The organism is Paucibacter soli, assembly GCF_037482845.1.
In the GTDB taxonomy this organism is placed as follows: Bacteria; Pseudomonadota; Gammaproteobacteria; order Burkholderiales; family Burkholderiaceae_C; genus Paucibacter_B; species Paucibacter_B soli.
In genome coordinates, this window is the sequence record NZ_JBBHJW010000003.1 from 103,074 (window position 1) to 127,723 (window position 24,650).

The 24,650-nt window shown below is 67.8% G+C and carries 20 protein-coding genes; 8 read left to right on the forward strand and 12 right to left on the reverse strand.

Translation table 11 applies throughout. The annotated features are described in order from the left end of the window. Positions 1-45: 45 nt before the first annotated feature. A complete protein-coding gene (locus WG898_RS08605) occupies positions 46-519 on the reverse strand; it encodes a thioredoxin family protein (protein ID WP_339602359.1) in 474 nt (157 codons plus the stop codon). 70 nt (positions 520-589) lie between these two features. Between WG898_RS08605 and WG898_RS08610 the strand changes: the two genes are divergently transcribed. From WG898_RS08610 to WG898_RS08630, 5 genes are all read left to right on the forward strand, one after another. Next, positions 590-1,528 (forward strand): DUF808 domain-containing protein, encoded by a 939-nt coding sequence (locus tag WG898_RS08610; protein WP_339602360.1) that lies wholly within the window; start codon positions 590-592, stop codon positions 1,526-1,528. 76 nt (positions 1,529-1,604) lie between these two features. After that, positions 1,605-3,134 (forward strand): S10 family serine carboxypeptidase-like protein, encoded by a 1,530-nt coding sequence (locus WG898_RS08615; RefSeq protein WP_339602361.1) that lies wholly within the window; start codon positions 1,605-1,607, stop codon positions 3,132-3,134. Then, the gene (locus tag WG898_RS08620; RefSeq protein ID WP_339602362.1) at positions 3,131-3,463 is read left to right on the forward strand and encodes an EF-hand domain-containing protein; all 333 of its coding nucleotides are present in this window, start codon (positions 3,131-3,133) and stop codon (positions 3,461-3,463) included. The genes WG898_RS08615 and WG898_RS08620 overlap by 4 nt, the downstream gene beginning before the upstream one ends. A gap of 43 nt (positions 3,464-3,506) precedes the next feature. After that, complete coding sequence (locus WG898_RS08625) at positions 3,507-3,749, forward strand: hypothetical protein (RefSeq protein ID WP_339602363.1); 243 nt, start codon at positions 3,507-3,509, stop codon at positions 3,747-3,749. 21 nt (positions 3,750-3,770) lie between these two features. Beyond that, a complete protein-coding gene (locus WG898_RS08630; RefSeq protein ID WP_339602364.1) occupies positions 3,771-4,394 on the forward strand; it encodes a UPF0149 family protein in 624 nt (207 codons plus the stop codon). On the opposite strand, the gene WG898_RS08635 is transcribed toward WG898_RS08630, so the two are convergent. Then, positions 4,364-5,431 carry an adenosine deaminase gene (locus WG898_RS08635; RefSeq protein WP_339602365.1) on the reverse strand — a complete coding sequence of 356 codons (1,068 nt, stop codon included), beginning with the start codon at positions 5,429-5,431 and terminating at the stop codon, positions 4,364-4,366. The two genes, WG898_RS08630 and WG898_RS08635, sit on opposite strands and share 31 nt — an antisense overlap. A 9-nt stretch (positions 5,432-5,440) precedes the next feature. Beyond that, entirely contained in the window at positions 5,441-8,107 is a 2,667-nt protein-coding gene (locus WG898_RS08640) for a S9 family peptidase (protein WP_339602366.1), read from the reverse strand. Positions 8,108-8,258: 151 nt separating this feature from the next. On the opposite strand from WG898_RS08640, the gene WG898_RS08645 reads away from it, so the two are divergent. Next, positions 8,259-8,666, forward strand: a complete 408-nt coding sequence (locus tag WG898_RS08645; protein ID WP_339602367.1) for a hypothetical protein — start codon at positions 8,259-8,261, stop codon at positions 8,664-8,666. Between the two features lie 130 nt (positions 8,667-8,796). After that, complete coding sequence (locus WG898_RS08650) at positions 8,797-9,093, forward strand: hypothetical protein (RefSeq protein WP_339602368.1); 297 nt, start codon at positions 8,797-8,799, stop codon at positions 9,091-9,093. A gap of 7 nt (positions 9,094-9,100) precedes the next feature. On the opposite strand, the gene uvrA is transcribed toward WG898_RS08650, so the two are convergent. Beyond that, positions 9,101-14,746: an excinuclease ABC subunit UvrA gene (gene uvrA, locus WG898_RS08655; protein ID WP_339602369.1), complete on the reverse strand. Its 5,646-nt coding sequence runs from the start codon at positions 14,744-14,746 to the stop codon at positions 9,101-9,103. A 320-nt stretch (positions 14,747-15,066) separates the two neighbouring features. Between uvrA and WG898_RS08660 the strand changes: the two genes are divergently transcribed. After that, a complete protein-coding gene (locus tag WG898_RS08660; RefSeq protein ID WP_339602370.1) occupies positions 15,067-15,486 on the forward strand; it encodes a response regulator in 420 nt (139 codons plus the stop codon). Here WG898_RS08660 and WG898_RS08665 read toward each other — a convergent pair. From WG898_RS08665 to WG898_RS08700, 8 genes are all read right to left on the reverse strand, one after another. After that, positions 15,483-16,325: an alpha/beta fold hydrolase gene (locus WG898_RS08665; protein ID WP_339602371.1), complete on the reverse strand. Its 843-nt coding sequence runs from the start codon at positions 16,323-16,325 to the stop codon at positions 15,483-15,485. The genes WG898_RS08660 and WG898_RS08665 overlap by 4 nt on opposite strands. Further along, positions 16,322-17,404 carry a branched-chain amino acid ABC transporter permease gene (locus WG898_RS08670; RefSeq protein WP_339602372.1) on the reverse strand — a complete coding sequence of 361 codons (1,083 nt, stop codon included), beginning with the start codon at positions 17,402-17,404 and terminating at the stop codon, positions 16,322-16,324. The genes WG898_RS08665 and WG898_RS08670 overlap by 4 nt, the downstream gene beginning before the upstream one ends. Positions 17,405-17,410: 6 nt before the next feature. Continuing rightward, complete coding sequence (locus tag WG898_RS08675; RefSeq protein WP_339602373.1) at positions 17,411-18,442, reverse strand: branched-chain amino acid ABC transporter permease; 1,032 nt, start codon at positions 18,440-18,442, stop codon at positions 17,411-17,413. A 17-nt stretch (positions 18,443-18,459) separates the two neighbouring features. Further along, a complete protein-coding gene (locus tag WG898_RS08680; RefSeq protein WP_339602374.1) occupies positions 18,460-19,194 on the reverse strand; it encodes an ABC transporter ATP-binding protein in 735 nt (244 codons plus the stop codon). Then, positions 19,191-19,949 (reverse strand): ABC transporter ATP-binding protein, encoded by a 759-nt coding sequence (locus tag WG898_RS08685; protein ID WP_339602375.1) that lies wholly within the window; start codon positions 19,947-19,949, stop codon positions 19,191-19,193. Before WG898_RS08685 ends, WG898_RS08680 begins: the two co-directional genes overlap by 4 nt. Positions 19,950-20,008: 59 nt before the next feature. Then, the gene (locus WG898_RS08690) at positions 20,009-21,157 is read right to left on the reverse strand and encodes a substrate-binding domain-containing protein (protein ID WP_339602376.1); all 1,149 of its coding nucleotides are present in this window, start codon (positions 21,155-21,157) and stop codon (positions 20,009-20,011) included. A gap of 302 nt (positions 21,158-21,459) precedes the next feature. Further along, entirely contained in the window at positions 21,460-23,004 is a 1,545-nt protein-coding gene (locus WG898_RS08695) for a methyl-accepting chemotaxis protein (protein ID WP_339602377.1), read from the reverse strand. A gap of 106 nt (positions 23,005-23,110) precedes the next feature. Continuing rightward, entirely contained in the window at positions 23,111-24,637 is a 1,527-nt protein-coding gene (locus tag WG898_RS08700) for a sigma-54 interaction domain-containing protein (RefSeq protein WP_339602378.1), read from the reverse strand. Between the last annotated feature and the right edge of the window lie 13 nt (positions 24,638-24,650).

Sequence of the window (24,650 nt, forward strand, 5' to 3'; positions counted from 1 at the left end):
CTTAGGCCACCCATGCCCAAAAGGCAAGGCCTGACCCCAAAGGACTCAGCGCAGTTTCAGGCCGTCCAGCACCTTGAGCACGGCCTCTTCACCCATGCTGCGCGCATCGGCAAGCTCGCCCGCTCCCGTTGCACTCAAGACCTGGCCCTCGGGCCCGAGCACCGCGACCGCCGGGATGCCCTTCTTCAGCGGCACGCCCATCTGCGCGGCCAGCTCGGTGTTGCGGTCGAAGCGCCCGACATTGACCTTCAGCGTCACGAAGCGCCGGTTGGTTTCGGCCTGCAGCCGGCCCTCGGCCAGCTTGGCGTCCAGCGCCAGGCAGTCCTTGCACCAGTTGGCGCCGAACACCACCAGCACGTTCTTGCGCTGGGCGTTGGCCTGGCCGAGCGCCAGGTTCAGCTCGGCGCGCGCATCGGCCTGCTCGTTGTAGACCGGTTTGGCGCTGCCCTGGGCGGCCGCGGGATTCAGGCAGGCTGCGAACGCCAGGCCGCAGGAAATCAGCAGTTTGCGAAGCTTCATGGCGACAGTGTGCCATCGCCCTGAGGTACAACAGCGGCCTTGCCAGAATACTCCCGAAAGCCCTCACGCCATGGCCGGATCCAGCCTGCTGACCCTGATCGACGACATCGCCACCCTGCTCGACGATGTCGCCTTCCTTTCCAAGATGGCGGCGCAGAAGACCGCCGGCGTGCTGGGCGACGATCTGGCGCTGAACGCCCAGCAGGTCAGCGGCGTGGCGGCCGAACGCGAGCTGCCGGTGGTCTGGGCGGTGGCCAAGGGCTCGCTCAGGAACAAGGCCATCCTGGTGCCGGCGGCGCTGGCGATCAGCGCCACTGCGCCCTGGGCGGTGACGCCGCTGCTGATGGTGGGCGGCGCCTACCTGTGCTTCGAGGGCTTCGAGAAGATCGCCCACCAGTTTCTGCATGGCGAAGAGGACGTGGCACATGAGCGCGAACTCGCAGCGGCCCTGATGGATCCGACCGTGGACCTGGTGGCGCTGGAGCGCGAACGCATCCAGGGCGCGATCCGCACCGACTTCATTCTTTCGGCCGAGATCATCGCCATCACCCTGGGCACCGTGGCCGCGGCCGGCCTGGGCACGCAGCTGCTGGTGCTGACCGGCGTGGCGGCGCTGATGACGGTAGGCGTCTATGGCTTCGTGGCAGGCATCGTCAAGCTCGACGATCTGGGCCTGCACCTGCAGCGCCGCCCCGCCGCGCTGGCGCAGCAGCTTGGCCGCGCCATCCTGGCGGCAGCCCCCTGGCTGATGCGCGCGCTGTCGGTCGCCGGCACCGCGGCGATGTTCCTGGTGGGCGGCGGCATCCTCGCCCATGGCCTGCCGGTGCTGAGCCAACCCGCCGAGGCCCTGCTGGCGCGCCTGGCCGAGGCTTCGGGGTCAGGTTTTGCCGCCCTCACCCAGAGTCTGGGCGGCATGCTGCTGAACGGCCTCTTGGGCGTGCTTGCGGGCGCGCTGGTGCTGGGCGGCCTGAGCCTGGGCCAGGGTGTCTGGCGCCACTTGAGGCGCTGAGGGTCGGATGGCATAGTGCAGCCACTCGGGAGGATTCCGGATGCTGCATGCCAGGCGAACTACCCTTTGGGTCGGCTTGCTGTCCCTGCTGCTGGCCGCCTGCGGTGGCGGCGGCAGCAGCAGCCCGGCGGCGCCGGATGCGCCCCCCAGCGCCGAGTCCGGCCTGCTGAACGACCCGGTGCGCTATGCACTGGACGCCGACGCAGCGCTGCCCAGCGCCACCGAAAGCTCGGTGCAAACCAGCCAGCAGCTAAGCCTGGATGGCGCACCGATCGACTACCAGACCGACACCGGCCACCTCACCGCCAGCGACCCGGTGAGCGGCGCCGCCAAGGCCAGCATGTTCTACGTGGCCTACACCCGCAAGGGCGTGGCCAGCGCAAACAGGCCGCTGGTGTTCTTCTACAACGGCGGGCCGGGCTCGGCCTCGGTATGGCTGCATCTGGGCTCCTACGCGCCCAAGCGCCTGGCCGCCCCCATGCCCGCCAGCACGGTGCCCCAGCCCTATCGCATGGTGGACAACCCGCAGACTCTACTGCGCGAGGCCGATCTGGTGTTCGTCGATGCGGTGGGCACCGGCTATTCGCAGGCCATCGCGCCCAACAGCAACCGCACGTTCTGGGGCGTGGATGCCGACGCGCTGCTGTTCCGCGACTTCGTGCTGCGCTACACCGCCAAGTTCCAGCGCCAGGCCTCGCCCATCGTGCTGTTCGGCGAGTCCTATGGCGGCCTGCGTTCGCCCATCCTGGCCGCGGCCCTGCTCGCCGCGGGTGCGCCGCTGCAGGGCGTGGTGCTGCAGTCTGCCATCCTCAACTACAACAGCAACTGCGCCGTGCTCGCCCCCGGCCGGCTCAGCTGCAGCGCCTTCGTGCCCAGTTACGCGGCCGCGGCGGCCTGGTTCCAGCGTGCCCGGCCGGTGCCCACCGAGCTGCCCAGCTTCGAGCAGCAGGTGATCGCCTATGCCGAGGCGCAGTACGAGCCCGCCGCGCAGGCCTGGCTGACGCGGCGCCAGCCGCTGGCAGCACCGATCGCGCAGCAGCTGGGCGACTACAGCGGCCTGGCCGCCAGCAACTGGCAGGCCGAGCCCCTGCTCCATCCCGAGCGCTTCCGGCGCCTGCTGATGCCCAGCCAGCTGATCGGCCGCTACGACGCCCGCGTGGCCGCCGGCGTCAACGACGCGCTCGCCGCCGAGGGCGACCCGTCCAGCACGGTGCTCACGGTCGCCTTCGTCAGCAGCATCGCCGAGCATCTGCGCGCCAACCTCAGGTACCAGGCGAGCGTGAACTACCGCCTCGTCAACAGCGAGGTGATCGATCAATGGCAATGGCGCCACGATGACCATGAGCTGCCCGACGCCATCCCCGACCTGGCGCTGGCCTTCGGCCTCAGGCCCACGCTCAAGCTGCTGGTGATGGGCGGCTACCACGACCTCGCCACCCCCTTCCGGCTCACCGAGCAAGACCTGGCACGGCTGGCGCCCCAGCCCGCCGGCCTACAGCTCAGGCGCTATGTGGGCGGCCACATGACCTATCTGGACGACCAGGTGCGGCCCGCCATGCGCGCCGATCTGGCCGGTTTCCTCACCAGCCTCGGGGGTGCCCCATGAGATGCCTGTTGTTGCTGCTGCTGGCGCTGCCGTGCGGGCTGGCCCAGGCCCAGCCCATGCAAGATCCCTGGCTGCCGCCGGCCGCACGCCAGGCGGCGTTGGCGCCGGCCACCAGTGGCCATGCCTTGCGCGCTCAGGTGCAGGCCAAGCTGGCCGCGCAGTTCCGCCAGGCCGACCTGCGGGGCCGCGGTGCCCTTACCCTGGCCGAGGCACGCGCGGCCGGCTTTGGCTGGCTGGTACAGCATTTCGAACGCATAGACAGCGGCGGCCGCGGCGAGCTGAGCCTGCAGGATTTGCAGCAGTATCTGCTGCGCCAGCAAAGCCTCTGAGCGCCCGATACGCTACGCTCTCGCCTTTGCACCGCCCTCGGCCATGATGAAAACACACACCGTCGAAATCCAGAAATTCAAGGCCGCGACCACCACCGGCCATGGCGAAGTCATCTTCAAGATCGACGCCATCATCAATCCGCGCCAGCCGGTCGATGGCATCGAGCCCAGCAGCGTGATCACCATGACCGAAGCCAACGCCCGCGTGCTGATGCTGCTGCTGAAGGCACAGATCGCCGAATTCGACGCCAAGAAACCCAAGAGCCGTCACGGCCGACACGGCTGAGCCCCAGCCATCGAGCACCCCATGGAATACCCCAGCTACAACCCCGCCTCCGACTATCTGCCGCTCAACGACGAGGAACTCTCGACGCTGGACGACATGCTGACCAAGCTGCCCAGCGAGGCGGCGATGAATATCGAGGCCATGGACGGCTACCTCACCGCCCTGCTGCTCAGCCCCAAGGCCCTGTCCGAGCTGCCCGGCGCCGCCTGGCTGCCCCTGGTCTGGGGTGGCGACGGTGCCGATGGCCTGGCCCCTTTTGTGAGCGGCAAGCAGAAGAAGCGCGTGATGATGCTGGTGCTGCGCCATCTGCGCAGCATCGCCGTCCAGCTCGGCGAGCGCCCGGATGCCTGGGAGCCCATCTTCAGCATCGCCGTCACCGAGGACGAGCAGGAACTCACCGACGCCGAGGACTGGTGCATAGGCTTCATGCTGGGCGTGGACCAGGCCGCCGACGCCTGGGCGCCGCGCTTTGCCGACGCCGAACTGGCCGCCGCGCTGGCACCGATCGCCCTGCTCGGCGGCGATGAATCGCAGCTCACGCCCGAAGACCAGGCGCGCCTGAACGACGAGGCCCTGCACGACGCGCTCAGCCGCGAGGTGCCGGAAGCGGTGCTTCAGCTCGCCGCTGCGCTCAAGGCCGACTGAAAAGCGGTATCCAGCGCCGCCTGCCAGCGGCGCTTCTGCTCGGGCGCGGCAAAGCTGGCCTGCAGGCTGTTGCTCAGGAGCTGCCAGGCATGGCCACCGTGCAAGGCCGGCAGGGCCTCGAAGCATTGCAAGAGGTTGTCGTTCAGATAACCGCCGAAGTAGGCCGGGTCGTCTGAGTTCACCATCGCGCACAGGCCAGCGTCGAGCAGGGCCGGCAGATTGTGCTCCGCCAGGGTCTTGAACACGCAGAGCTTGATGTTGGAAAGCGGGCAGACGGTAAGCGGCATGCGCTCGGCGGCCAGCCGCGCCACCAAGCCCGGGTCTTCGAGGCTGCGCACGCCATGGTCGATGCGCTGCACCTTCAGCACATCGAGCGCGCTCCACACATAAGCCGGCGGCCCCTCCTCGCCGGCATGCGCGACGAGGTACAGGCCGAGCTCGCGGGCACGTGCGAACACGCGCGCGAACTTCTCGGGCGGGTGGCCGCGCTCGCTGCTGTCCAGGCCCACGCCGATGAAGTCCTCGCGCCAGGGCAAGGCCGCCTCCAGCGTAGCCAGAGCCTCGTCCTCGCTGAGATGGCGCAAAAAGCACAGGATCAGCGCGGCACTCAGGCCCAGCTGCGCCTCGGCCTGGCGGCAGGCACGGCGCAGGCCCTGGATCACCGTGGCCATGGGTACGCCGCGCGCGGTATGGGTCTGGGGGTCGAAGAAGATCTCGGTGCGCACCACGCCGTCGGCGGCGGCACGCTGCAGATAGGCCCAGGCCATGTCGAAGAAATCCTGCTCCTGCAGCAGCACGCTGGCACCGGCGTAGTAGATGTCCAGAAAGGACTGCAGGTCGCTGAAGGCGTAGGCGGCGCGCAGCGCATCCACGCTGGCATAGGGCAGATTGACGCCGTTGCGGCGTGCCAGCGCGAAGATCAGCTCGGGCTCCAGCGAGCCCTCGATATGGATGTGCAGCTCGGCCTTGGGCGCCGCGCGCAAAAGCGCGGGAAGGGCCGAGCGGGGGACGGCGGCGAAGTCTGTGGAACTGGGCATGCGCCCAGCTTACTGCACCCTGCCCAGATGCTGAAGCCAGAAGGCCTCGTACTTGCGGTGCCAGCCCACGGCCTTGACCGCGCCGCCCATGCCATGCTCGCCGTCCGGGTCCAGGAACAGGTCCACCAGCGCCTCCTTGCCCGACTCCAGCAGGGCACGATAGACGTTCACCGTGTCCTGGTAGAGCACATTGGCGTCCTGCATGCCATGCACCAGCAGCAGCGGCTTCTTCAGGTTCCTGGCCAGCGGCAGCAGCGAGTACTTGCGCAGCACCGGCTTCGTGCGGTCTACCTTGCCGATGGTGCGTCCGCTGTACCAGCTGTTGTAGTTCTCCCATTCGGTCGGTCCGGCACCGGCGATGCCGGCGGCGAACAGATCGGGCTTGGTGTACAGGGTGTGCTGGGTCTGGAAGCCGCCGAAGCTCCAGCCGTTCAGACCCAGGCGCGCTGCGTCCACGCCCAGGTTCGTTTTCATATACGCCACCAGATCTTCCAGATCCTCGCTCTGGGCCACGCCGGGCTGCTCGAAATTGGCGTCGGCAAAGCGCTTGCCATAGTTGGAATGGCCGCGCGGGTCCACCGTCACCATCACATAGCCATGCCTGGCCGCCATATACATGGCGAACAGATAGCCAGTGGACTGGAAGCTGTCGGTCTCGACCGGATGGCGGTCGTTCAGCGGGCCGCCATAGGTATAGACCACCGCCGGCCGGCGGTCGCTGGCCTGCCAGCCCGCCGGCTTGAACACATAGGCCGGGATGCTGTCGCCATGGCGGTTCTGGTAGCTGAAGCGCTCGGGCCGCAGCACATCCACCTCGGCCCAGGCGGGGTCATGGCTTTGCGTCAGCACCCTGGGCTCGGCCGGCTGGCCCAGGCCGCGCAGCAGCTTGAGTTCGGGGCGCTGTGCCCAGTGGCCGGCATTCGCGGCCAGCCATTGGCCGTCGTGCGAAACCACCGCGCCGCGGTGGTAATCCGGCGCCTGGCCCAGCGCCTGCATGCTGCCGTCCCTGAGGCTGACCCGATACAGATTCATGGCCGCCAGGTCGTCCTTGTTGGACTGCACGAACATCTGCCGGCTGTCGGGCGTGAAGCCCAGCACCTGGTGGGCCTCGAACTCGCCCTTCAGCAGCGGCTGCCATTGCCGTGTGGCCAGCTCGTAGGCATGGGGCTGGCGCCAGCCGTTCTCGGCCAACACCAGCACCAGACGCTTGCCGTCGGGCGTGAACCGGGGCCTGAGCATATTCACCAGCTCATGGTGCACGTCGCCGCGGCGCTCCAGCACCAGTTCGGGCCTGGCGTTCTCGTCGGCCCCACCCAGATAGACGCGCAAGAGCTCCTTCTCGCGCTCCCAGGTGGCGAAGGCGTAGTGGCTGCCGTCCCGCGCCCAGCCCACCGGGCTGATCTCGAACCAGCCGTCGCCGCCCTTGTGCGTGAACACGGGTTGCGGCTGTTTGCCAGGCGCCGTGTCAAGACCTGGCACCTTGCGGATGTAGAGCGCCAGCGGGCGCTCCATGCGCTTGTCGTCGGAGACCTCGCGGTCCACCTTTTTGGCGCTGGCGAAGCGCTCGCCGTAGTTCATGATCTCCACCTGGCGGCCGGGCTTGGGCGCGCTGCCCTTGCCATCGGGCGCGGCCAGCGGCGCGCGCGCCAGCAGGCTCATCCAGCGCCCGTCCTCGCTGATCACGGTCTCGTCGATGCGGTACTTCTTGCCGCTGTCCTCGTCGTCGGGGTGGATCAGCTCGCGGTTGAGCACCTGCACGGCGGCGCTGGCGAAGCGCGCGCGCAGCAGGCGCTTCTCGTCCATGAAGACAAAGCCCTGATCGTCGGGCGTGTAAGCCACCACGCGCAGCTGGCGCTGCGTGCTCAGCAGGGGCTGCAGCTTCTCCTGCCCGGCCTGCCAGCGCAGCAGGCTGCCGCGGTATTGCAGGATCAGCTCATCGCGCTGGTTCGCCCACACGACTTGCGCGACACCGGGGTAGAGGTCCTCGGGCTTGAGCTTGTCTTTGGCCTGCTTCTTCTTGAGTTCGTCGCGCAGCTCCCAGAGTTCCAGCTCGGCCGGCTTGGCCGGCTGGGTCGGCGCGGAGGCAGCCGAGGCAGCGGCCTCGGGCGGCTTGCCGGCACGTTTGGCGGCCAGGGCCTCGGCGGCGCGTTTCTCTGCCTCGGCCTCGGCCTTGTCGGCGGCTTTCTGGGCCTCGTCGCGCGTCTTCTTGTCGGCCAGCTCGATCTTGAGCCTAGCCAGCGCGGCGTCTTCCCACTGGTTCAGGTCCACCGCAGCGCCGCGCAGATAGGCGGCCTGCGCCTCCTCGCGCGCCTGGCGCTCGGCCATTTCGCTGCGCTTTTGCTGCAGCTTCCGGTCGAAGCGCGTCAGGTCCTCGGGCGCGTCAAAGGCCTGCATCAGGGCCGGCGATGTCAGGCGCAGGGTCTTGCCGCTGCGCGTATCGACCACATGCAGATCGCTGCCCGCCTCGCCATAGGGGCTCCACAAATAGGCCAGGTAGCGGCCGCTGTGGCTGAACTCGGTCTGCTTGGCGGGCTCGCCGCGGTAGGGCTGCTCGCGGAACAGCTGCTCCAGGCTGGGCGCCGGCCTGGGCTGCGCCCAGGCCCAGGGTGACACCGCGGCCATCAGGATGAGCCAGCTCGATCCGGCCAGCATCGCCGCTGTTTTTCCTTTGCTCACGCTTCGCTTTGCTTGCACGCTTGTCGCCTCCATCGGCGAGCACGCCGGGCGCGGGATTCTAGGCGGCTGCTCACAAACGGCACCATGACGAAAGACAGGGGCTGGCAATCCAGGACGTATGCTCTAGGCCTGATCCAAACGGAGGAACTTGATGATCATCAACAAGAAAACGTTGGGCGCCCTGGGCCTGGCCCTGCTGAACGGGATGGCCTCGGCTGCCGATGTGGGTGTGTCCGTCAGCATCGGCCAACCCGGTTTCTATGGCCGCATCGACATCGGCAACATGCCGCAGCCACCGCAGGTGGTGGTGGCGCAGCCGATCTGGGTGCAGCGTTCGCCCGGGCGCGTGCTGCAGCCCATTTACTTGCGCGTGCCGCCGGGCCACCAGAAGAACTGGGCCAAGCATTGCGGGCGTTACGACGCCTGTGGCGTGCCGGTCTACTTCGTGAAGGAAGATTGGTATGCGCGCCAATACCGTGGCGACGGCGACGACAGGCGCGACGAAACCGAGCATGGGCACAAGAATCATGGCAAGGGCCATGACAAGCACCGGGACTGAAACCACGCAGTAATACCGATGCGCCCCCTGTCCTGGGGGCCTAGCATCCTGGCTCAAGGCCAGCCGACGGTGGCACACTGCGGCCATCGAGCCCCGCCCCGGGGCTCGGGTCCGTGCGTTCAGCCATTCCATGTTCGTCAAGCTCGTCGCCAGCGTCGGTCTGCTCATCTGCCTCGCACTGGCCTTGCACATGTGCCTGGGGCGGGCGCGCCAACGGCGCCTCGAAGCCTGGCTGGCCGGCTACCGTGACCGCCTGTTCGCGATCGGTTCACGCCGTTTCAATTCGCGCGAACGTCGGCGCGCCGCCCACGAGGCCGCGATGGACGCGATCAGCCGCGCCAAGCGCACGACCGACGACGAACTCTGGGACGGCAACGTCTATCGTCCCAAAGAGTTCAACGGCAAGCCGCCCGGCAAGCCTCACTGACCCACGATCAGGCCACCTGCCGCGCCAGCACCGGCGCCAGCGCCACGCCGGAATGGCTGCCGCTCTTCACCAGCGCCTCGGGCGTGCCGGCCAGCACCACCGCCCCCCCGGCCGTGCCGCCCTCGGGGCCCAGGTCGATGACCCAGTCGGCCTCGGCAATCACGTCCAGGTCATGCTCGATCACCAGCACCGAATGCCCGCCCGCCACCAGGCGGTGCAGCACGCGGATGAGGCGCTCCACATCGGCCATGTGCAGGCCCACGGTGGGCTCGTCCAGCACGTACAGGGTGTGCGGCGCCTTCTGGCCGCGGCGCGCCACATCGTCGCGCACCTTCACCAGCTCGCTCACCAGCTTGATGCGCTGCGCCTCGCCGCCCGAGAGCGTGGGCGAGGGTTGGCCCAGGGTCAGATAGCCCAGGCCCACGTCCTTGAGCAATTGCAGCGGATGGGCGATGGACGGCATGGCGGCAAAGAACTCCACCGCCTCGTCCACCTCCATGGCCAGCACATCGCCGATGCTCTTGCCCTTCCAGCTGACGTTCAGCGTCTCGGGGTTGAAGCGCTGGCCATGGCATTGGTCGCACAACACCTTCACATCCGGCAGGAAGCTCATCTCTATGGTCTTCATGCCCTGGCCCTCGCAGCCCGGGCAGCGGCCCTCGCCGGTGTTGAAGGAGAAACGCCCGGCCGCATAGCCGCGTGCCTTGGACTCCAGGGTCTCGGCGAAGAGCTTGCGGATCGCGTCCCAGAAGCCGATATAGGTGGCCGGGCAGCTGCGCGGCGTCTTGCCGATGGGGGTCTGGTCCACTTCCAGCACCCGGTCCACCTGCGCATGGCCCTCGATGCCCTCGCAACCGATCCAGCTGTTGGGCGCGCGCCGCAGCGGCACGGCCTGCGCCATATTGGCCAGCAGCACATCGCGCGCCAGCGTGCTCTTGCCCGAGCCCGACACGCCCGTCACCGCCACCAGCCGGTGCAGCGGCACGTCCACCGTGACCTGCCGCAGGTTGTGCAGGCTGGCGTTCAGGATGGTGAGCTTGGGGGCGGCCGGGTCGATCTCGCGGCGCGCCTGCAGCGGGTGGATGAGCGGATGCGCCAGGAAGCGGCCGGTGACCGAATCGCCGGCAGCCGAGAGCTGGGCCACCGTGCCCTGCGCCACCACATGGCCGCCGCGCTTGCCAGCGCCTGGGCCGATGTCGATGATGTGGTCGGCGCGGCGTATGGTGTCCTCGTCGTGCTCCACCACCACCAGGGTGTTGCCCTTGTCGCCCAGCGTGCCCAGGGCCTTGAGCAGGATCTGGTTGTCGCGCGGGTGCAGGCCTATGGTGGGCTCGTCCAGCACATAGCAGACGCCTTGCAGGTTCGAGCCCAGCTGCGCCGCCAGGCGGATGCGCTGCGCCTCGCCGCCCGAAAGCGTGGGGGCGGCGCGGTCCAGGGTCAGATAGCCCAGGCCCACTTCTTCCAGGAACTCCAGGCGGCCCTTGATCTCGCTCACCACATCGCGGGCGATGTCGGCATCACGGCCATGCAGCCTGAGGCCCTCGACCCAGGCGCGCGCCTCGCCCACGCTCCAGGAGGCCACCGTGGAGATGGCCTGTTCCTCGAAGGTGACCGAGCGCGCGGTGGGGTTCAGGCGCGAGCCCTGGCAGTCCGGGCAGGGCTGGTCGGCCAGGCCCTCGATCTCGGCCTCCTGGCTGGCAAAGTTTTGCTCGCGGCGGTCGCCTTTCTCCTGCAGCGATTCGTCCAAGGCCTTGCGCTGTTCGCGCGTGAGGGCAAGACCTGTCCCCACGCAGCTGCCGCACCAGCCATGCTTGCTGTTGTAGGAGAACAGGCGCGGGTCCAGCTCGGGATAGCTGGTGCCACAGGCCGGGCAGGCACGCTTGGTGCTGAACACCTTCACCTGGCCGATGGCGGCGGTGGAGCGGCCGCCGGCAATCGCCGCCTTCAACTCGTCCAGCGGCGCCAGCACATGCAGCACGCCCTTGCCGTGGTCCAGGGCCTTGGCGAGCAGCTCGCGCAGCTCGGCCTCCTTGTCCACGCTCACGATCAGATCGCCTACCGGCAGCTCCAGCGTGTGTTCCTTGAAGCGGTCCAGGCGCGGCCAGGGCGCCGTGGGCAGGAACTCGCCGTCCACCCGCAGATGGCTGTGGCCGCGCGCCTTGGCCCATTTGGCCAGATCGGTGTACAGGCCCTTGCGGTTCACCACCAGCGGCGCCAGCAGGCCGATGTGCTGGCCACGGTAGTCGCGCAGCAGCTGGGCGGCGATGGACTCCACGCTCTGGGGCTTGACCGGCATGCCGTCGTGGACGCAATGCTGCACACCCAGCTTCACATAGAGCAGGCGCAAAAAGTGCCAGACCTCGGTGGTGGTGGCCACCGTGCTCTTGCGGCCGCCGCGCGAGAGCCGCTGTTCGATCGCCACCGTGGGCGGGATGCCCCACACCGCATCCACCTCGGGCCGGCCGGCCGGCTGCACGATGGAGCGCGCATAGGCGTTGAGCGACTCCAGGTAGCGGCGCTGGCCCTCGTTGAAGAGGATGTCGAAGGCCAGGGTCGATTTGCCCGAACCCGAGACCCCGGTGATGACGTTGAACTTGCCGCGCGGGATGCACACGTCCAGGGACTTGAGGTTGTGCTCGCGCGCATTGACGATGCGGATCGCCTCTTCGGTGGCCTTGCGCTTGGCGCGCACCAGGCTCTGCAGCGGCCGACCCTCCTCCACCAGGGTGGCCGGGCGGTCCATGTGCAGGGCGTATTCGCGCAAGGCCAGCGCGGTGTGCGAATGCGGGTGCTCGCGCACCTCCTCGGGTGTGCCCTGGCAGACCAGTTCGCCGCCCTCCTCGCCGCCCTCGGGGCCGAGGTCGATCAGCCAGTCGGCCGCGCGTATCACGTCGAGGTTGTGCTCGATCAGGATCAGCGAATGCCCGGCCGAGAGCAGCTTGCGCATGGCGCGCATCAGCTTGGCGATGTCGTCGAAGTGCAGGCCGGTGGTGGGCTCGTCGAAGAGGAAGAGCGTGCCCTTTTTGGCCACCGCCTGGCGTGGCTTGCTGCTCGCCGCCTCGGCCAGGAAGCCGGCCAGCTTCAAACGCTGCGCCTCGCCACCCGAGAGCGTGGGCACGGGCTGGCCCAGCTTGATGTACTCCAGACCCACGTCGACGATGGGCTGCAGCTTTACAAGCACCTCACGCCTGTCCTTGAACAGCTGTGCGGCCTCGCTGACGGTCAGGTCCAGCACATCGGCCACGCTCAGTTCACGCTCACCGAGCGAGAGCTTCACATCCAGCATCTCGGCGCGGTAGCGGCGCCCGTCGCAATCGGGGCAGCGCAGGTAGACATCGGAGAGGAACTGCATCTCCACATGCTCGAAGCCCGAGCCGCCGCAGGTGGCGCAGCGGCCGTCGCCGGCATTGAAGCTGAACATGCCGGCGCTGTAGCTGCGCTCGCGCGCCAGCGGCGCGTCGGCAAACAGCTTGCGGATCTCGTCGAAGGCACCCACATAACTCGCCGGGTTGGAGCGCGCAGTCTTGCCGATCGGCGACTGGTCGACGAACACCGCGTCCGACAGCCAGTCGGCGCCCAGGAGCCGGTCGTGCGCGCCGGGCGTCTCGGTGGCCTGGCCGAAGTGGCGCGCCAGCGCTGGGTAGAGCACGTCCTGCATCAGCGTGCTCTTGCCCGAGCCCGACACGCCCGTCACCACCACCATGCGCTGCAGCGGGAACTCGACGCTGACGTTCTTCAGGTTGTGCTCGCGCACGCCCTCCAGGATCAGGCGCGGCGTGCTGGCCTCGACGATGCGCTTGAGCCCCATGCCCACCTGCTTGCGCGCGCCCAGGTAGGCGCCGGTGAGGGTGTCGGCGGCGCGGATCTGCGCGGGCGTGCCGTCGAACACGATGGCGCCGCCCTTCTCGCCCGGGCCCGGGCCCATGTCGATCAGGCGGTCGGCCGCCAGCATCACGGCCGGGTCATGCTCCACCACCACCAGGGTGTTGCCGGCATCGCGCAGGCGCTGCATGGCCTGCACGATGCGGTTCATGTCGCGCGGATGCAGGCCGATGCTGGGCTCGTCCAGCACGAACAGGGTGTTCACCAGCGAGGTGCCCAGCGCGGTGGTGAGGTTGATGCGCTGCACCTCGCCGCCGCTGAGGGTGCGGCTCTGGCGGTCCAGCGTCAGGTAGCCGATGCCCACATCGCAGAGGTATTTGAGGCGGTTGCGGATCTCGTCCAGCAAGAGCTTCAGGGCCTCGTCCAGCATGGTGCTGGGCAGCTGCAGCTCGTCCATGAAGCGGCGCAGGCGATGAATGGGCAGCTGCATCAGGTCGTGCAGGCACAGGCCTTCCAGGGCCTCCAGCTGGGCACGGTCCCAATCCACGCCCGCGGGCATGACACGTTGCTCAGGAGCAAGCGCCGCATCGGCCAGCGCCTTCGAGCCCACGCGCCAGAGTAGCGCTTCGGTCTTCAGGCGCGCGCCGCGGCAGCCCGGGCATTCGGTATAGCTGCGGTACTTGGACAAGAGCACGCGGATGTGCATCTTGTAGGCCTTGCTCTCCAGGTATTCGAAGAAGCGCTTGACGCCGTACCACTGCTTGTTCCAGCTGCCCTTCCAGTTGGGCGTGCCGTTCACCACCCAGTCGCGCTGCGCCTCGCTGAGCTGGCTCCAGGCGGTATCGCGCGGGATGCCGGCCTCGCCGGCGTACTTGATCAAATCGTCCTGGCATTCCTTCCAGGCCGGCGTCTGCAGCGGTTTGATGGCGCCGTTGCGCAGCGTCTTTCGCTCGTCGGGGATCACCAGCCCCATGTCCACGCCGATCACGCGGCCAAAGCCGCGGCAGGTCTCGCAGGCGCCCATGGCCGAGTTGAAGGAGAACAGCGGCGGCTGCGGTTGCTGGTAGCGCAGATCGCTGTCGGGGCAATGCAGGCCGGTGGAGTAGCGCCAGAGCTCGGGCTCGCCCTCACCTTCTGGAGGGAGAACATAGACGTTCAAGCGAGCGCCCCCGCGCTTGAGCGAAAGCTCGATCGCCTCCATCGCGCGCTGTTTGTCCGCGCCCTGGATGCGAAAGCGATCCGCCACCACGTCGAGGATCTTGCGATCGCCCAGCTGGCGCTCGGCCTGGACGCGCGTGAAACCGCTGGCGGCCAGCCATTGCTGCACCTGCTCGCTGCTGGTGTTGGCCGGCAGCTCGACCGGAAAGCTCAGCACCAGGCGGGGGTCAGACGTTGCCGTCCGGGCCATCAGCTCGGCGTAAATCGTCTGCGCCGTGTCATGCCGCACCGGCAGCGCGGTCTGGCGGTCGTACAGCGAGGCGGCGCGCGCGAACAAGAGCTTGAGGTGATCGTTCAGCTCGGTCATCGTGCCCACCGTGGAGCGCGAGGTGCGCACCGGGTTGGTCTGGTCGATCGCGATGGCGGGCGGCACGCCGTCGACCTTGTCCACCGCCGGCCGGTCCATGCGGTCGAGGAATTGGCGCGCGTAGGCCGAGAAGGTCTCCACATAGCGGCGCTGGCCCTCGGCGTAGAGCGTGTCGAACACCAGGCTGGACTTACCCGAGCCGCTGGGCCCGGTCACCACCGTCAGCTCGCCGGTGTGCAGATCCAGGTCGAGGTTCTTGAGGTTGTGCTGGCGGGCGCCGCGGATTCGTATCGTGCCTTCGGACATGCTGGAGCAGCCTGCTGGGGATGGGGACCGGACATTCTATGGACGCATGCGACACGAAAATGTCAGCAGCCAGAATGCCCTTGATTTGTCGGCGCGCCGCTCGGCGGCCTGGCAAGACCGTCTGTCAAGACCCCATCTTGAAGGTATGCGCGCGCATTGCCAGCGGGCCCGGTCGGCGGCAACAATGGCCACGGCGGTTCTGGGGGACAATCAAGGGTAAACACGGAACCCTGCATCCAGGCCATCCGGGAAGCAAAGCAAAAATAACAAACAACGGCCAGCCCATGCGCTGGCATGCAGTAGGCATTTATCCATCTGTCATGACATCAGCGATTTCCTCCCTGCCCGCTGAGGCCGCAACCATCCTGCTGGTAGAGGACAACCCAATCAACCAGGTGGTGGCGCTGGAGTTCCTGGCCCTGATGGGCTTGCAGACCCGGCTCGCCAACAACGGCCTCGAGGCGCTGCAGCTGTGCGCCGAGACCGCGCCCGATCTGGTGCTGATGGACATCCAGATGCCCGGCATGGACGGCCTGGAATGCGCACGCCGCCTGCGTGCCCTGCAGGGTGCCGGCGAGCTGGCGCGCTTCCCCATCCTGGCGCTCACCGCCCATGCGCTGGACAGCGATGTGCAGGCCAGCTTGGCCGCCGGCATGGACGAGCACCTCACCAAGCCGCTGGACTTCGTCTCGCTGCGCCTGCGCCTGGGGCGCTGGGTCGCGCTGCCGCAGCGCTCTTAGGCCGCGTCCAGAAAGCGCTCCACCAGGTCGAGCTGGGCCGGCACGTTCAGCGCCGGCGCATGGCCGCAAGCCGCGATGGTGGCCACCACCGCGCGCGGGCCGCGGCTGCGCATGGCCTCGGCGGTCTCGGCCAGCAGCAGATCGGAATCCGCGCCGCGCAAGCACAGCACCGGCAGGTCCAGGCTGTCCCAGGCCTCCCAGAGTTCGTAGTCGTCGGGATGGTCGATGAACTGGCGCACCATCGCCGGGTCGTAATGCGGCGTCACGCGGCCGTCGGGCAGGCGCCGCGTCGAGGTCTCGGTGAGGCGGCGCCATTGCGCATCGCTGAGCCAGCCATAGGGTTTGTAGACCGAGCGGAAATACTGCTCCAGCTCGGTGACGGTCGCAAAGGCCGCCGGATTGCCCGCATAGGACTTGATGCGCTCCAGCGCGGCCGCGGCCAGCGCGGGGCCGTTGTCGTTCAGCACCAGGCGGCGGATGCGGCCACGCAGCGCCCCCGCCGCGGCCAGCGTGCCGATGGCGCCACCCATCGAGGTGCCGACCCAGTGGAACTGGCCCAGCCCCAGCTGGTCGACCAGCTCCTGCGCGACGCGCACATAAAACGCCAGGCAGTATTCGCGCCCCGGCTCCGGGCTCCACTCCGAGAGGCCGCGGCCAATGGTGTCGGGGCAGATCACGCGGTAGCGGCGGCTCAGCTGCGCGGCCAGCTCGTCCATGTCACGGCAGGTGCGCGCCAGGCCATGCCAGGCGATCACCGCTTCCTGATGCTCGCTGCCCCATTCGGTGTAGTGGATCTCACGGCCGGCGCAGCGCAGGTAATTGGATGTGAAGCCGCTCATGGGGACTCCTTGTTCTGCAACATCGCGCGCAGCCGCAGCCGCCCGACGATGCCGCTGGGGAAGTGGTAGACCGAGAGCACGAACAAGAGCCCCAGCCAGAGCAGCCAGCGGTCCGGCGAGATCAGCTGGGCGAGCAGCGGCAGGTCGGTGAGCCGGTCGGCGCCCAGCTTCATCAAGTCCTGCAGATAGCTCTGCGCCAGCACGAACAGCACGCTGCCTATCACCGCGCCGTAGATCGTGCCCATGCCGCCTATCACCACGATCAAGAGGATGTCCAGCATCAGCTCGAAGGCCAGCGAGGTGTCGGGCCCGTTGTAGCGCAACCAGAGCGCCAGCAAGGCACCGGCCAGGGTGGCGAACAGGGCCGCCAGCATGTTCGAGAGCGTGCGGTAGACCACGCTGCGGTAACCGATCGCCTCGGCGCGGAAATCGTTCTCACGTATCGCCTGCAGCACGCGGCCGAAGGGCGAATTGACGATGCGCAGCATCAGGAGCACCAGCGCCAGGGTGGCGACGAAGAGCAGGTAGTAGCTGAGGAAGCGGCCGTCGATGCTGGCGCCCAGCAAGGGCTCCTCCAGGTACTCGGTGCCGGGCTGCAGGGCCTCGGGGACCTTGAAACTCAGGCCGTCCTCGCCGCCGGTGAAGTCGGACAGCTGCGAGGCCAGGGTCATGAAGGCCGAGGCCACCGCCAGCGTGATCATGGCAAAGAAGATCGCCTTCACGCGCAGCGAGAACAGGCCGATCAGCAGCGAGAGCAGCAGCGAGGCGAGCAGCGCGCCACCCAGGCCCAGGGCCACCGCGGCCCAGCCCGGCCCCATGCGGGTGCTGGCGATCGCCACCCCATAAGCGCCGATGCCGAAGAACATGGTGTGGGCAAAGCTGACGATGCCGGTATAGCCCAGCAGCAGGTCGTAGCTGGCCACCAGCACGATGAAGACCATGATCTTGGCCGCCACATTGAGCGCCTTGGTGCCGGGAAAGATGAAGGGCGTGAGCGCCAGGCCCAGCACCGCCAGCAGCAGCAGCAGGGCCAGCAGCTTGCTGCGCGGCAAATCGTGGGAAAGCATTGCCTTGAGCATGGTGAATCAGCCTTGTTTGACGGGGTAGAGACCCTGCGGCCGCCACAGCAGCACCGCCACCATCAGCGCAATATTGGAGAACAGCGCCACCTTGGGCGCCAGGAAGCCGCAGTAGTTGGCCATCAGGCCCACCGCCAGCGCGCCGACGAAGCAACCCAGGGTGGAGCCCAGGCCGCCGATGATGATGACGATGAAGATCAGGGTGTTGACCTGGCCGCCGATCTGCGGCGTTACGCCCTGCTGGTAGAGGCCCCACATCACCCCGCCCAGCCCCGCCAGCGCCGAGCCGCCCACGAACACGCCCACGAACAGGCGCTTGATGCGGTAGCCCAGGCTCTCCACCATCTCGCGGTCCTGCACGCCGGCGCGTATCAAGAGGCCCAGCTTGGTGCGGTTGAGCACCAGCAGCAGGGATGCGAACACCAGCAGGCCCAGCACCACCGCGAGGATGCGGAATTTTTCGATCGCGACATCGCCGAACAGCAGCGCGCCGCGCAGGCCTTCGGGCAGCGGCATGGCAATCAGCTGCGGCCCCCACCAGGCCTTGATCAACTCCTCGCCGATGATCATGCCGCCCATGGTGATGAGGATCTGCTTGAGATGCTGGCCATACACCGGCCGCACCATCACACGCTCGAACACCAGCCCCAGGGCCGCGGCGGCCCCCATGCCGGCCAGGCAGGCCGTTCCCACCGCCACCAGGTTGGCCAGCAGTGAGGGGTTTTCGGTCCAGGCCCCCATCGCCCCCATCACCGTGGTGGCGACAAAGGCGCCCAGGGCGATGAAGACGCCATGGCCGAAGTTCAGCACATCCATCAGGCCGAACACCAGGGTCAGGCCCGAGGCGATGATGAAGATGATCAGGCCCATGGCGAGGCCGGCCACGGTCAGTGTGCTCCAGCTGCTGGCGCTGCCGATCAGCGGCAGGGCGGCCAGCATCAGTCCGGCCAGCAGCAGCAGGGGCAACTTGTCGAAGCGCGCCTGTGGCACCGGCTCGGCGGCCTGTGCGGCGGAGGCGGGCAAGGTTTGTGCAGTCATGTGCAGGCCTCTTGTCGTCATTGATGCGCGGCCAGCGAGAGCCCGAGCAGGCGCTGCTGCAGCGCTTCGTCGGCGGCCAGTTCGGCCATCGCGCCGGCATGCACGACGCGGCCGTTGTCCATCACCGCGACGCGGTCGCCCAGCGCCTTGGCGACCATGAAGTTCTGCTCCACCAGCAGCACCGTGGTGTCGGTGGCCTTGAGCTCCTTGAGCGCCGCGATCAGGTTCAGGATGATGGCCGGCGCCAGGCCCTTGGAGGGCTCGTCGATCAGGAGCAGGCGGCGCGGCTCGATGAGTGCGCGCGCGATCGCCAGCATCTGCTTCTGCCCGCCGCTGAGCTTGCCGGCCGGGTAGAGCCAGAACTTCTTCAGCGCCGGGAAGAGCGTGAACAGCCAGTCCAGGCGCGTGGTATCCAAGTCGTTCAGCGAACGCGCGCGGCGCGCCGCCAGCAAGAGGTTCTCGCGCACCGTCAGGTCGCCGAAGATGCCCATGTTCTCGGGCACATAGGCGATGTCGCGCTGCGCGATCTCCGGCGTGGCCTGGCCTTGGATGGGCTGACCGTCAAACAAGACCTGACCCTGGCTGGCGGGCCACAGGCCCATGATGGTGCGCAGCGTGGTGGTCTTGCCCGCGCCGTTGCGGCCCAAGAGCATGGTGAGCTGGCCGGCCGGCACGTCGAGGTCCACGCCGTGCAGGATGTGATAGGCGCCGATATGGGTGTGCACACCCTGGAGACTCAAGAGCGCGCTCATGCTGCGACCTCGTCTGCAACAACACCGAGATACGCGTTCTGCACCACCGGCGAGGCGATCACTTCGGCGGGGTCGCCATCGGCCACCAGCTGGCCGTTGTGCAGCACGATGATGCGGTCGGCCAGTTCGCGCACCACGTCCATCTTGTGCTCCACCAGCAGGATGGTGTGCCGGCCCTGGGCCTTGAGCTGGCGTATCAGGTCCAGGATCACCGGCACCTCGTCCACGCTCATGCCGGCGGTGGGCTCGTCGAACATATAGACCTTGGGTTGCAGGGCGATCAGCATCGCCACCTCGAGCTTGCGCTGGTCGCCATGCGGCAGGGCCGCGGCAATGCTTGAAGACTTCCCGGCCAGCCGCACCTGGGCCAGGATGGCCATGGCCTCGTCGATCAGTTCGCGATGCTGCAGCCAGACCGACAGCATCTTCAGCCCGATGCCGCGCCGCGCCTGCACCGCCAGCCGCACGTTCTCCAGCACCGGCAGGTGCGGGAACAGCTGGGTGAGCTGAAATGCCCGGCCCAGGCCGCGCCTGGTGCGCAGCGGCGCACTCAGCGCACTGAGGTCCTCGCCGTCCAGCAAGACCTGACCCTCGGTGGCGCGCAGCTGGCCCGAGATCAGGTTGAAGTAGGTGGTCTTGCCGGCACCATTCGGGCCGACGATGGCGGTCAGGCTGCCGGGCGCGAAGGCGCAGGACACATGGTCCACCGCCACATGGCCGCCGAAGCGGATGGTGAGGTTCTTGGTTTCAAGCATGGTGCTCGGTCACCCGGGTGCAAGGGTGACCGCAGAGTCGCGGGGTGCGGTGGCGGTGCTTATCGCTTGTTGCGAATCGGCACGTTCATTTCCTCGGGCTTGATCTCGCGCACCAGCTCGGGCACGCCCCAGGCAAAGGCCGGATCCACCTTGATCTTGAAGTGGTACATGGACTGCATGGCCTGGTGATCCTCGGCGCGGAAGCTCATCCGGCCCTTGGGCGTCTCGAAGCTCATGCCCTCCATGGTCTTGATGAGCTTGTTGGTGGCGGTGTCGCCGCCGGTCTTCTTCAGCGCTTCCACCACCGCGATCGCGGCGCTCATGCCGCCGGCGGTGAAGAAGTCGGGCGGCGCCTTGTACTTGCTGTAGTGGTTCGCCACCAGCCATTCGTTGACCGGGTTCTTGGGCATGCCGAAGTAGTAATAGGCCGCGCCCTCCATGCCGGGGAACTGCTTGTAGGCCGTCATCGCCGGCAGGATGTTGCCGCCGGTGGCGATCTCGATGCCATAACGCTTCAGGTCCAGGTCGGCGATCTTGAAGGGGTTGCCGCCGCCGGCCCAGATGATGAAGATGATCTTGCGGCCCGGCTTGTCCTTGAGCGCGTCGATGAGGCGCTGCGCACCGGCGGTGAAGTCGGTGGTGCTGGTGGGCAGGTATTCCTCATGCGTGATCTTGGCGGTCTTGAGGGCTTCCTTGAAGGCCTTCACGCCGTCGCGGCCAAAGGCATAGTCCTGTGCCAGCGTGGCGATCGTCACGCCCGGCTTGTCCAGCGCCACCGCATTGGCGATCGCATCCTGCGAGCTGTTGCGACCGGTGCGGAAGATGTATTTGTTCCATTTCTCGCCGGTGATGGCATCAGCCACGGCCGGCTCCACCAGCAGGATCTTCTTGTATTCCTCGGCCACCGGCAGCAACGCCAGCGCCACGCCGGAGGAGCTGGGGCCGACGGCCAGGTCGGCCTTGTCGTCGCCATAGGCGGCGGCCAAGAGGCTCTTGCCCACATCGGGCTTGCCCTGGTCGTCCTTCTCGATCACCACGATCTTCTTGCCGGCCACCGTCATCGTGCCCTGGGTGGCGTAGTCCAGGCCCATCATGAAGCCGGTCTGGGTCTGCTTGCCATAGGCTTCCAGCGGCCCGGTCTTGCTGTAGACATGGGCGATGCGGATCTCCTTGGCGCCGGCCTGGGCCCAGGCGGGCAGAGTCGCCATTGTGGCCAGCATGGTGGCCAAGCCAAGGGCCGACAGGCCAAGAAATCGTCGTGTCGTGATCATCGGCATTGCTTGATTCTCCTGTGATGCCCTCGCGGGCGGCTGGCTGCACATGGGCTTGTAATGCAAGCCTTGTGCCCAGCGTCGCCCACTCAGGGTAAGCACTGAAAAACAAGCCGCCGAGCACGGGGCCCGAGCAGGGTCGGCGGTCCGACCGTACAGAACTCAGACAGCCGACGCACAGGCGCATGCCTGGATTTCGGTCACTGCCTTGTTTGCAGACAGTGGCCGCGCCAACAGGGTCAAGCGCGCGCGAGCTTGAAAACCGACACCAGGGCGTTGAGCGAGGCCGCCTGCTGCTTCAGCGATTCAGCCGCGGCCGCGGTCTGCTCCACCAGCGCGGCATTCTGCTGCGTCATATTGTCGAGATTGGCCACCGCCTGATTCACCTGGGCAATGCCGTCCGCCTGGCCCACGCTGGACTGGCTGATCTCGTTGACCGTGGTGCTGACATGCTGCACCGCCTGCAGTATGTCGTCCATGGATTGACCGCCGCGCCCGACCTGCTGGGTGCCGGCGTTGACGCGCTCCACCGAATCCATGATCAGGCTCTTGATCTCCTTGGCCGCCTGCGCGGAGCGCTGCGCCAGGCTGCGCACCTCCGACGCCACCACCGCGAAGCCACGGCCCTGGTCGCCGGCGCGCGCTGCCTCCACCGCGGCATTCAGCGCCAGGATATTGGTCTGGAAGGCCACACCGTCGATCACCGCGATGATGTCCGAGATCTTGCGGCTGGAAGTGGAGATGCCGTCCATGGTGGACACCACCTCGGTCATCACCGCCGCCCCTTGGCGCGCCTGTCCGGCGGCCTGATCGGCCAGCGCGTTGGTCTGCCGCGCCGCCTCGGTGGACTGCCGCACCTGCTGCACCAGCTCTTGCATCGAGGCCGCGGTCTGCTGCAGATTGGCCGCCGCCTGCTCGGTGCGCGCCGACAGATCCTGGCTGCCCAGCGCCACCTCGCTGGAGGCCGTGCCTATCGATTCGGTGGCCTCGCGTATGCCCTGCACCAGCTCGGTCAGGCGCCGCTGCATCGCCAGCACCTCGCCCAGCACCTGCCCGATCTCGTCGGAGCGGCCGATCTCGACATGGCCGCTCAGATCCCCAGCGGCCACCGCATGCATGAGGTCGCGCATCGCGCCCAGGCGCCGCCGCAGGCTGCGCACAAACACCTCCACCCCGAGCAGCGCGGCCACGCCGGCCAGCACCACCAGCCCCAGCGTGAACAGCGCGTCGCGGCGGCTCACCGCGGCCACGTCGTCCACATAGACACCCGAGCCCAGCACCCAGCCCCAGGGCGCGAAACCCATCACATAGGAGCGCTTGGGCTCGGGCTCGCTGGCACCCGGCTTGGGCCAGAGATAGCTGACATAGCCGGCGCCCTCGGCGCGCACCGTCTTGACGAACTCCACGAACAGCAGCTTGCCCTTGGGATCCTTGCTGCCGCTCAGGTCCTGGCCGTTCAGCTCGGGCTTGATGGGGTGCATGACCATGCGCGGCCCCATGTCGTTGATCCAGATGTACTCGTTGCCCGAGTAGCGGATCTTGCCGATCTCGGCCGCCGCGGCGGCCGTGGCCTCGGTCTCGCCGAGCGTGCCGGCACGCACCTTGTCGGCGTAGGCACGCGCGATCTTCTCGGCCGCCTTGACCTGCTCCACCGTGGTGGTCATCTTGACCGCGAGCAGGCTGTCCGCCGCTCGGGAGCTCAACAGCGCTATCACCAGCACAAAGGCCAGCAGCACCAACACCACGGCCAGACGCAGACGCGTTGCCAACATGAGCTTGCCCATAGGTATCTCCTGCCAGTTGTCCGTGCGACCAGGGAACTATCGCTCCAAAGGCGGCTTGGCGACAAGGGTAGCCTAAGCGCAGCCGCTTGGGTCAGCACTTAGGCATTCAAGGCGTAAGGGCGGTGCTTTGCCACGCCGAGCCCAATTCCGGCCAGCGTGTCAGGCGCTCGTAAAGAGAGGCGCGCGAGATCTGCAGCAGGCGCGCGGCGGCCAGGCGATTGCCGCCGGTGCGGTTCAGCGCCTGTGCAATCGCGTCGCGTTCGACCTGGGCAATCAGCTCGGGCAGCGGGCGCAGGGTCTCGGCGGGCGCTGCTGCTTCGGCCTGCGCCACGGCCGGGCGTGGCGCTTGCGCCGGGCCCTGCGGCAGGGTGCCGGGCTGCTGCGCATAGGCGGCGAAGCTGGCCTCGTCCAGCACCGCCTCGTCGCTCATCAGGCTGGCCTGCTCCAGCACATTGCGCAACTCGCGGATATTGCCCGGCCAGGGCCGCTGCTGCAGCCATTCCAGCGCGCCCGCGCTGAGCATCTTGTGCGCCATGCCGCTGCGCCGCGCGATGTCGTCCATCAGGGTGTCGGCCAGGGCCTCCAGATCGCCCAGGCGCTCGCGCAGCGAGGGCACGCGGATCGGCAGCACATTGAGGCGGTAGTAGAGGTCGGCGCGGAACTCGCCGCGCGCCACCATGGCCTGCAGGTCGCGGCTGGTGGCGGCGATGACGCGCGCATCCACCTTGATGACCTGGTTGCTGCCCAGCGGCTCGAACTCCTGCTCCTGCAGCACGCGCAAGAGCTTGCTCTGCAGCGGCAGCGGCATGTCGCCGATCTCATCCAGAAACAGCGTGCCGCCATCGGCAAGGCGGAACTTGCCGTCGCGGCCCTTGCGGTCGGCGCCGGTGTAGGCGCCCGGCGCCACGCCGAAGAACTCGGCCTCCAGCAAGGTGTCGGGCACGGCGGCGATATTGATGCTCACCAGCGGTTTGTGGCTGCGCGGCGAGGCGGCGTGGATGGCATGCGCCAGCAGCTCCTTGCCGGTGCCGGTCTCGCCCAGCAGCAGCACGGTGGCCTGGCTTTGCGCCGCACGGCGCGCCTGGCGTTTGACCTCCAGCGCCGCCGGGCTGGCGCCGATGAAGCTGGCAATGGTGTGCTTGGGCCGGCGCGCCTTGCTCTGCTCGACGGCCAGCTGGCGGCGCGTTTCCTCCAGCTCGGATTGCATGCGGCCGAACTTGGCCATGAGCGGCTGCATATTGGTCTCGGGATGGTCCAGCAGCACAAAGCCCAGCCCGCCGATCACGGCGCCGGCCTCGTCGCGCAGCGGCAGGCGGCTCACCAGAAAGGTGCCCGACTGGTTGCTGATCAGGTCGACCAGGATGGGCTTGCCGCTGTCGATCACCTGGCCCATCAGGCTGTTGGGCACCACCTCCTCGACGCGGCGGCCGACGAACTCGGTCTCGCTGCCAAAGCCCAGCGCTGGCAGAAAGCGCTTGTAGCCGTCGCTGATCCAGACAATGCGATGCTGGCGATCCACCACCATCATGCCCTCGGTGGCGCCGGCCAGCACCTCGAACATCGACTGCGCAGCCAGCTTCAGCACGCCATCGGCATCCTGGGGAAAGTTGGCTACGGGCGCATGCGTGCTCATGGCGGGGGCTGAG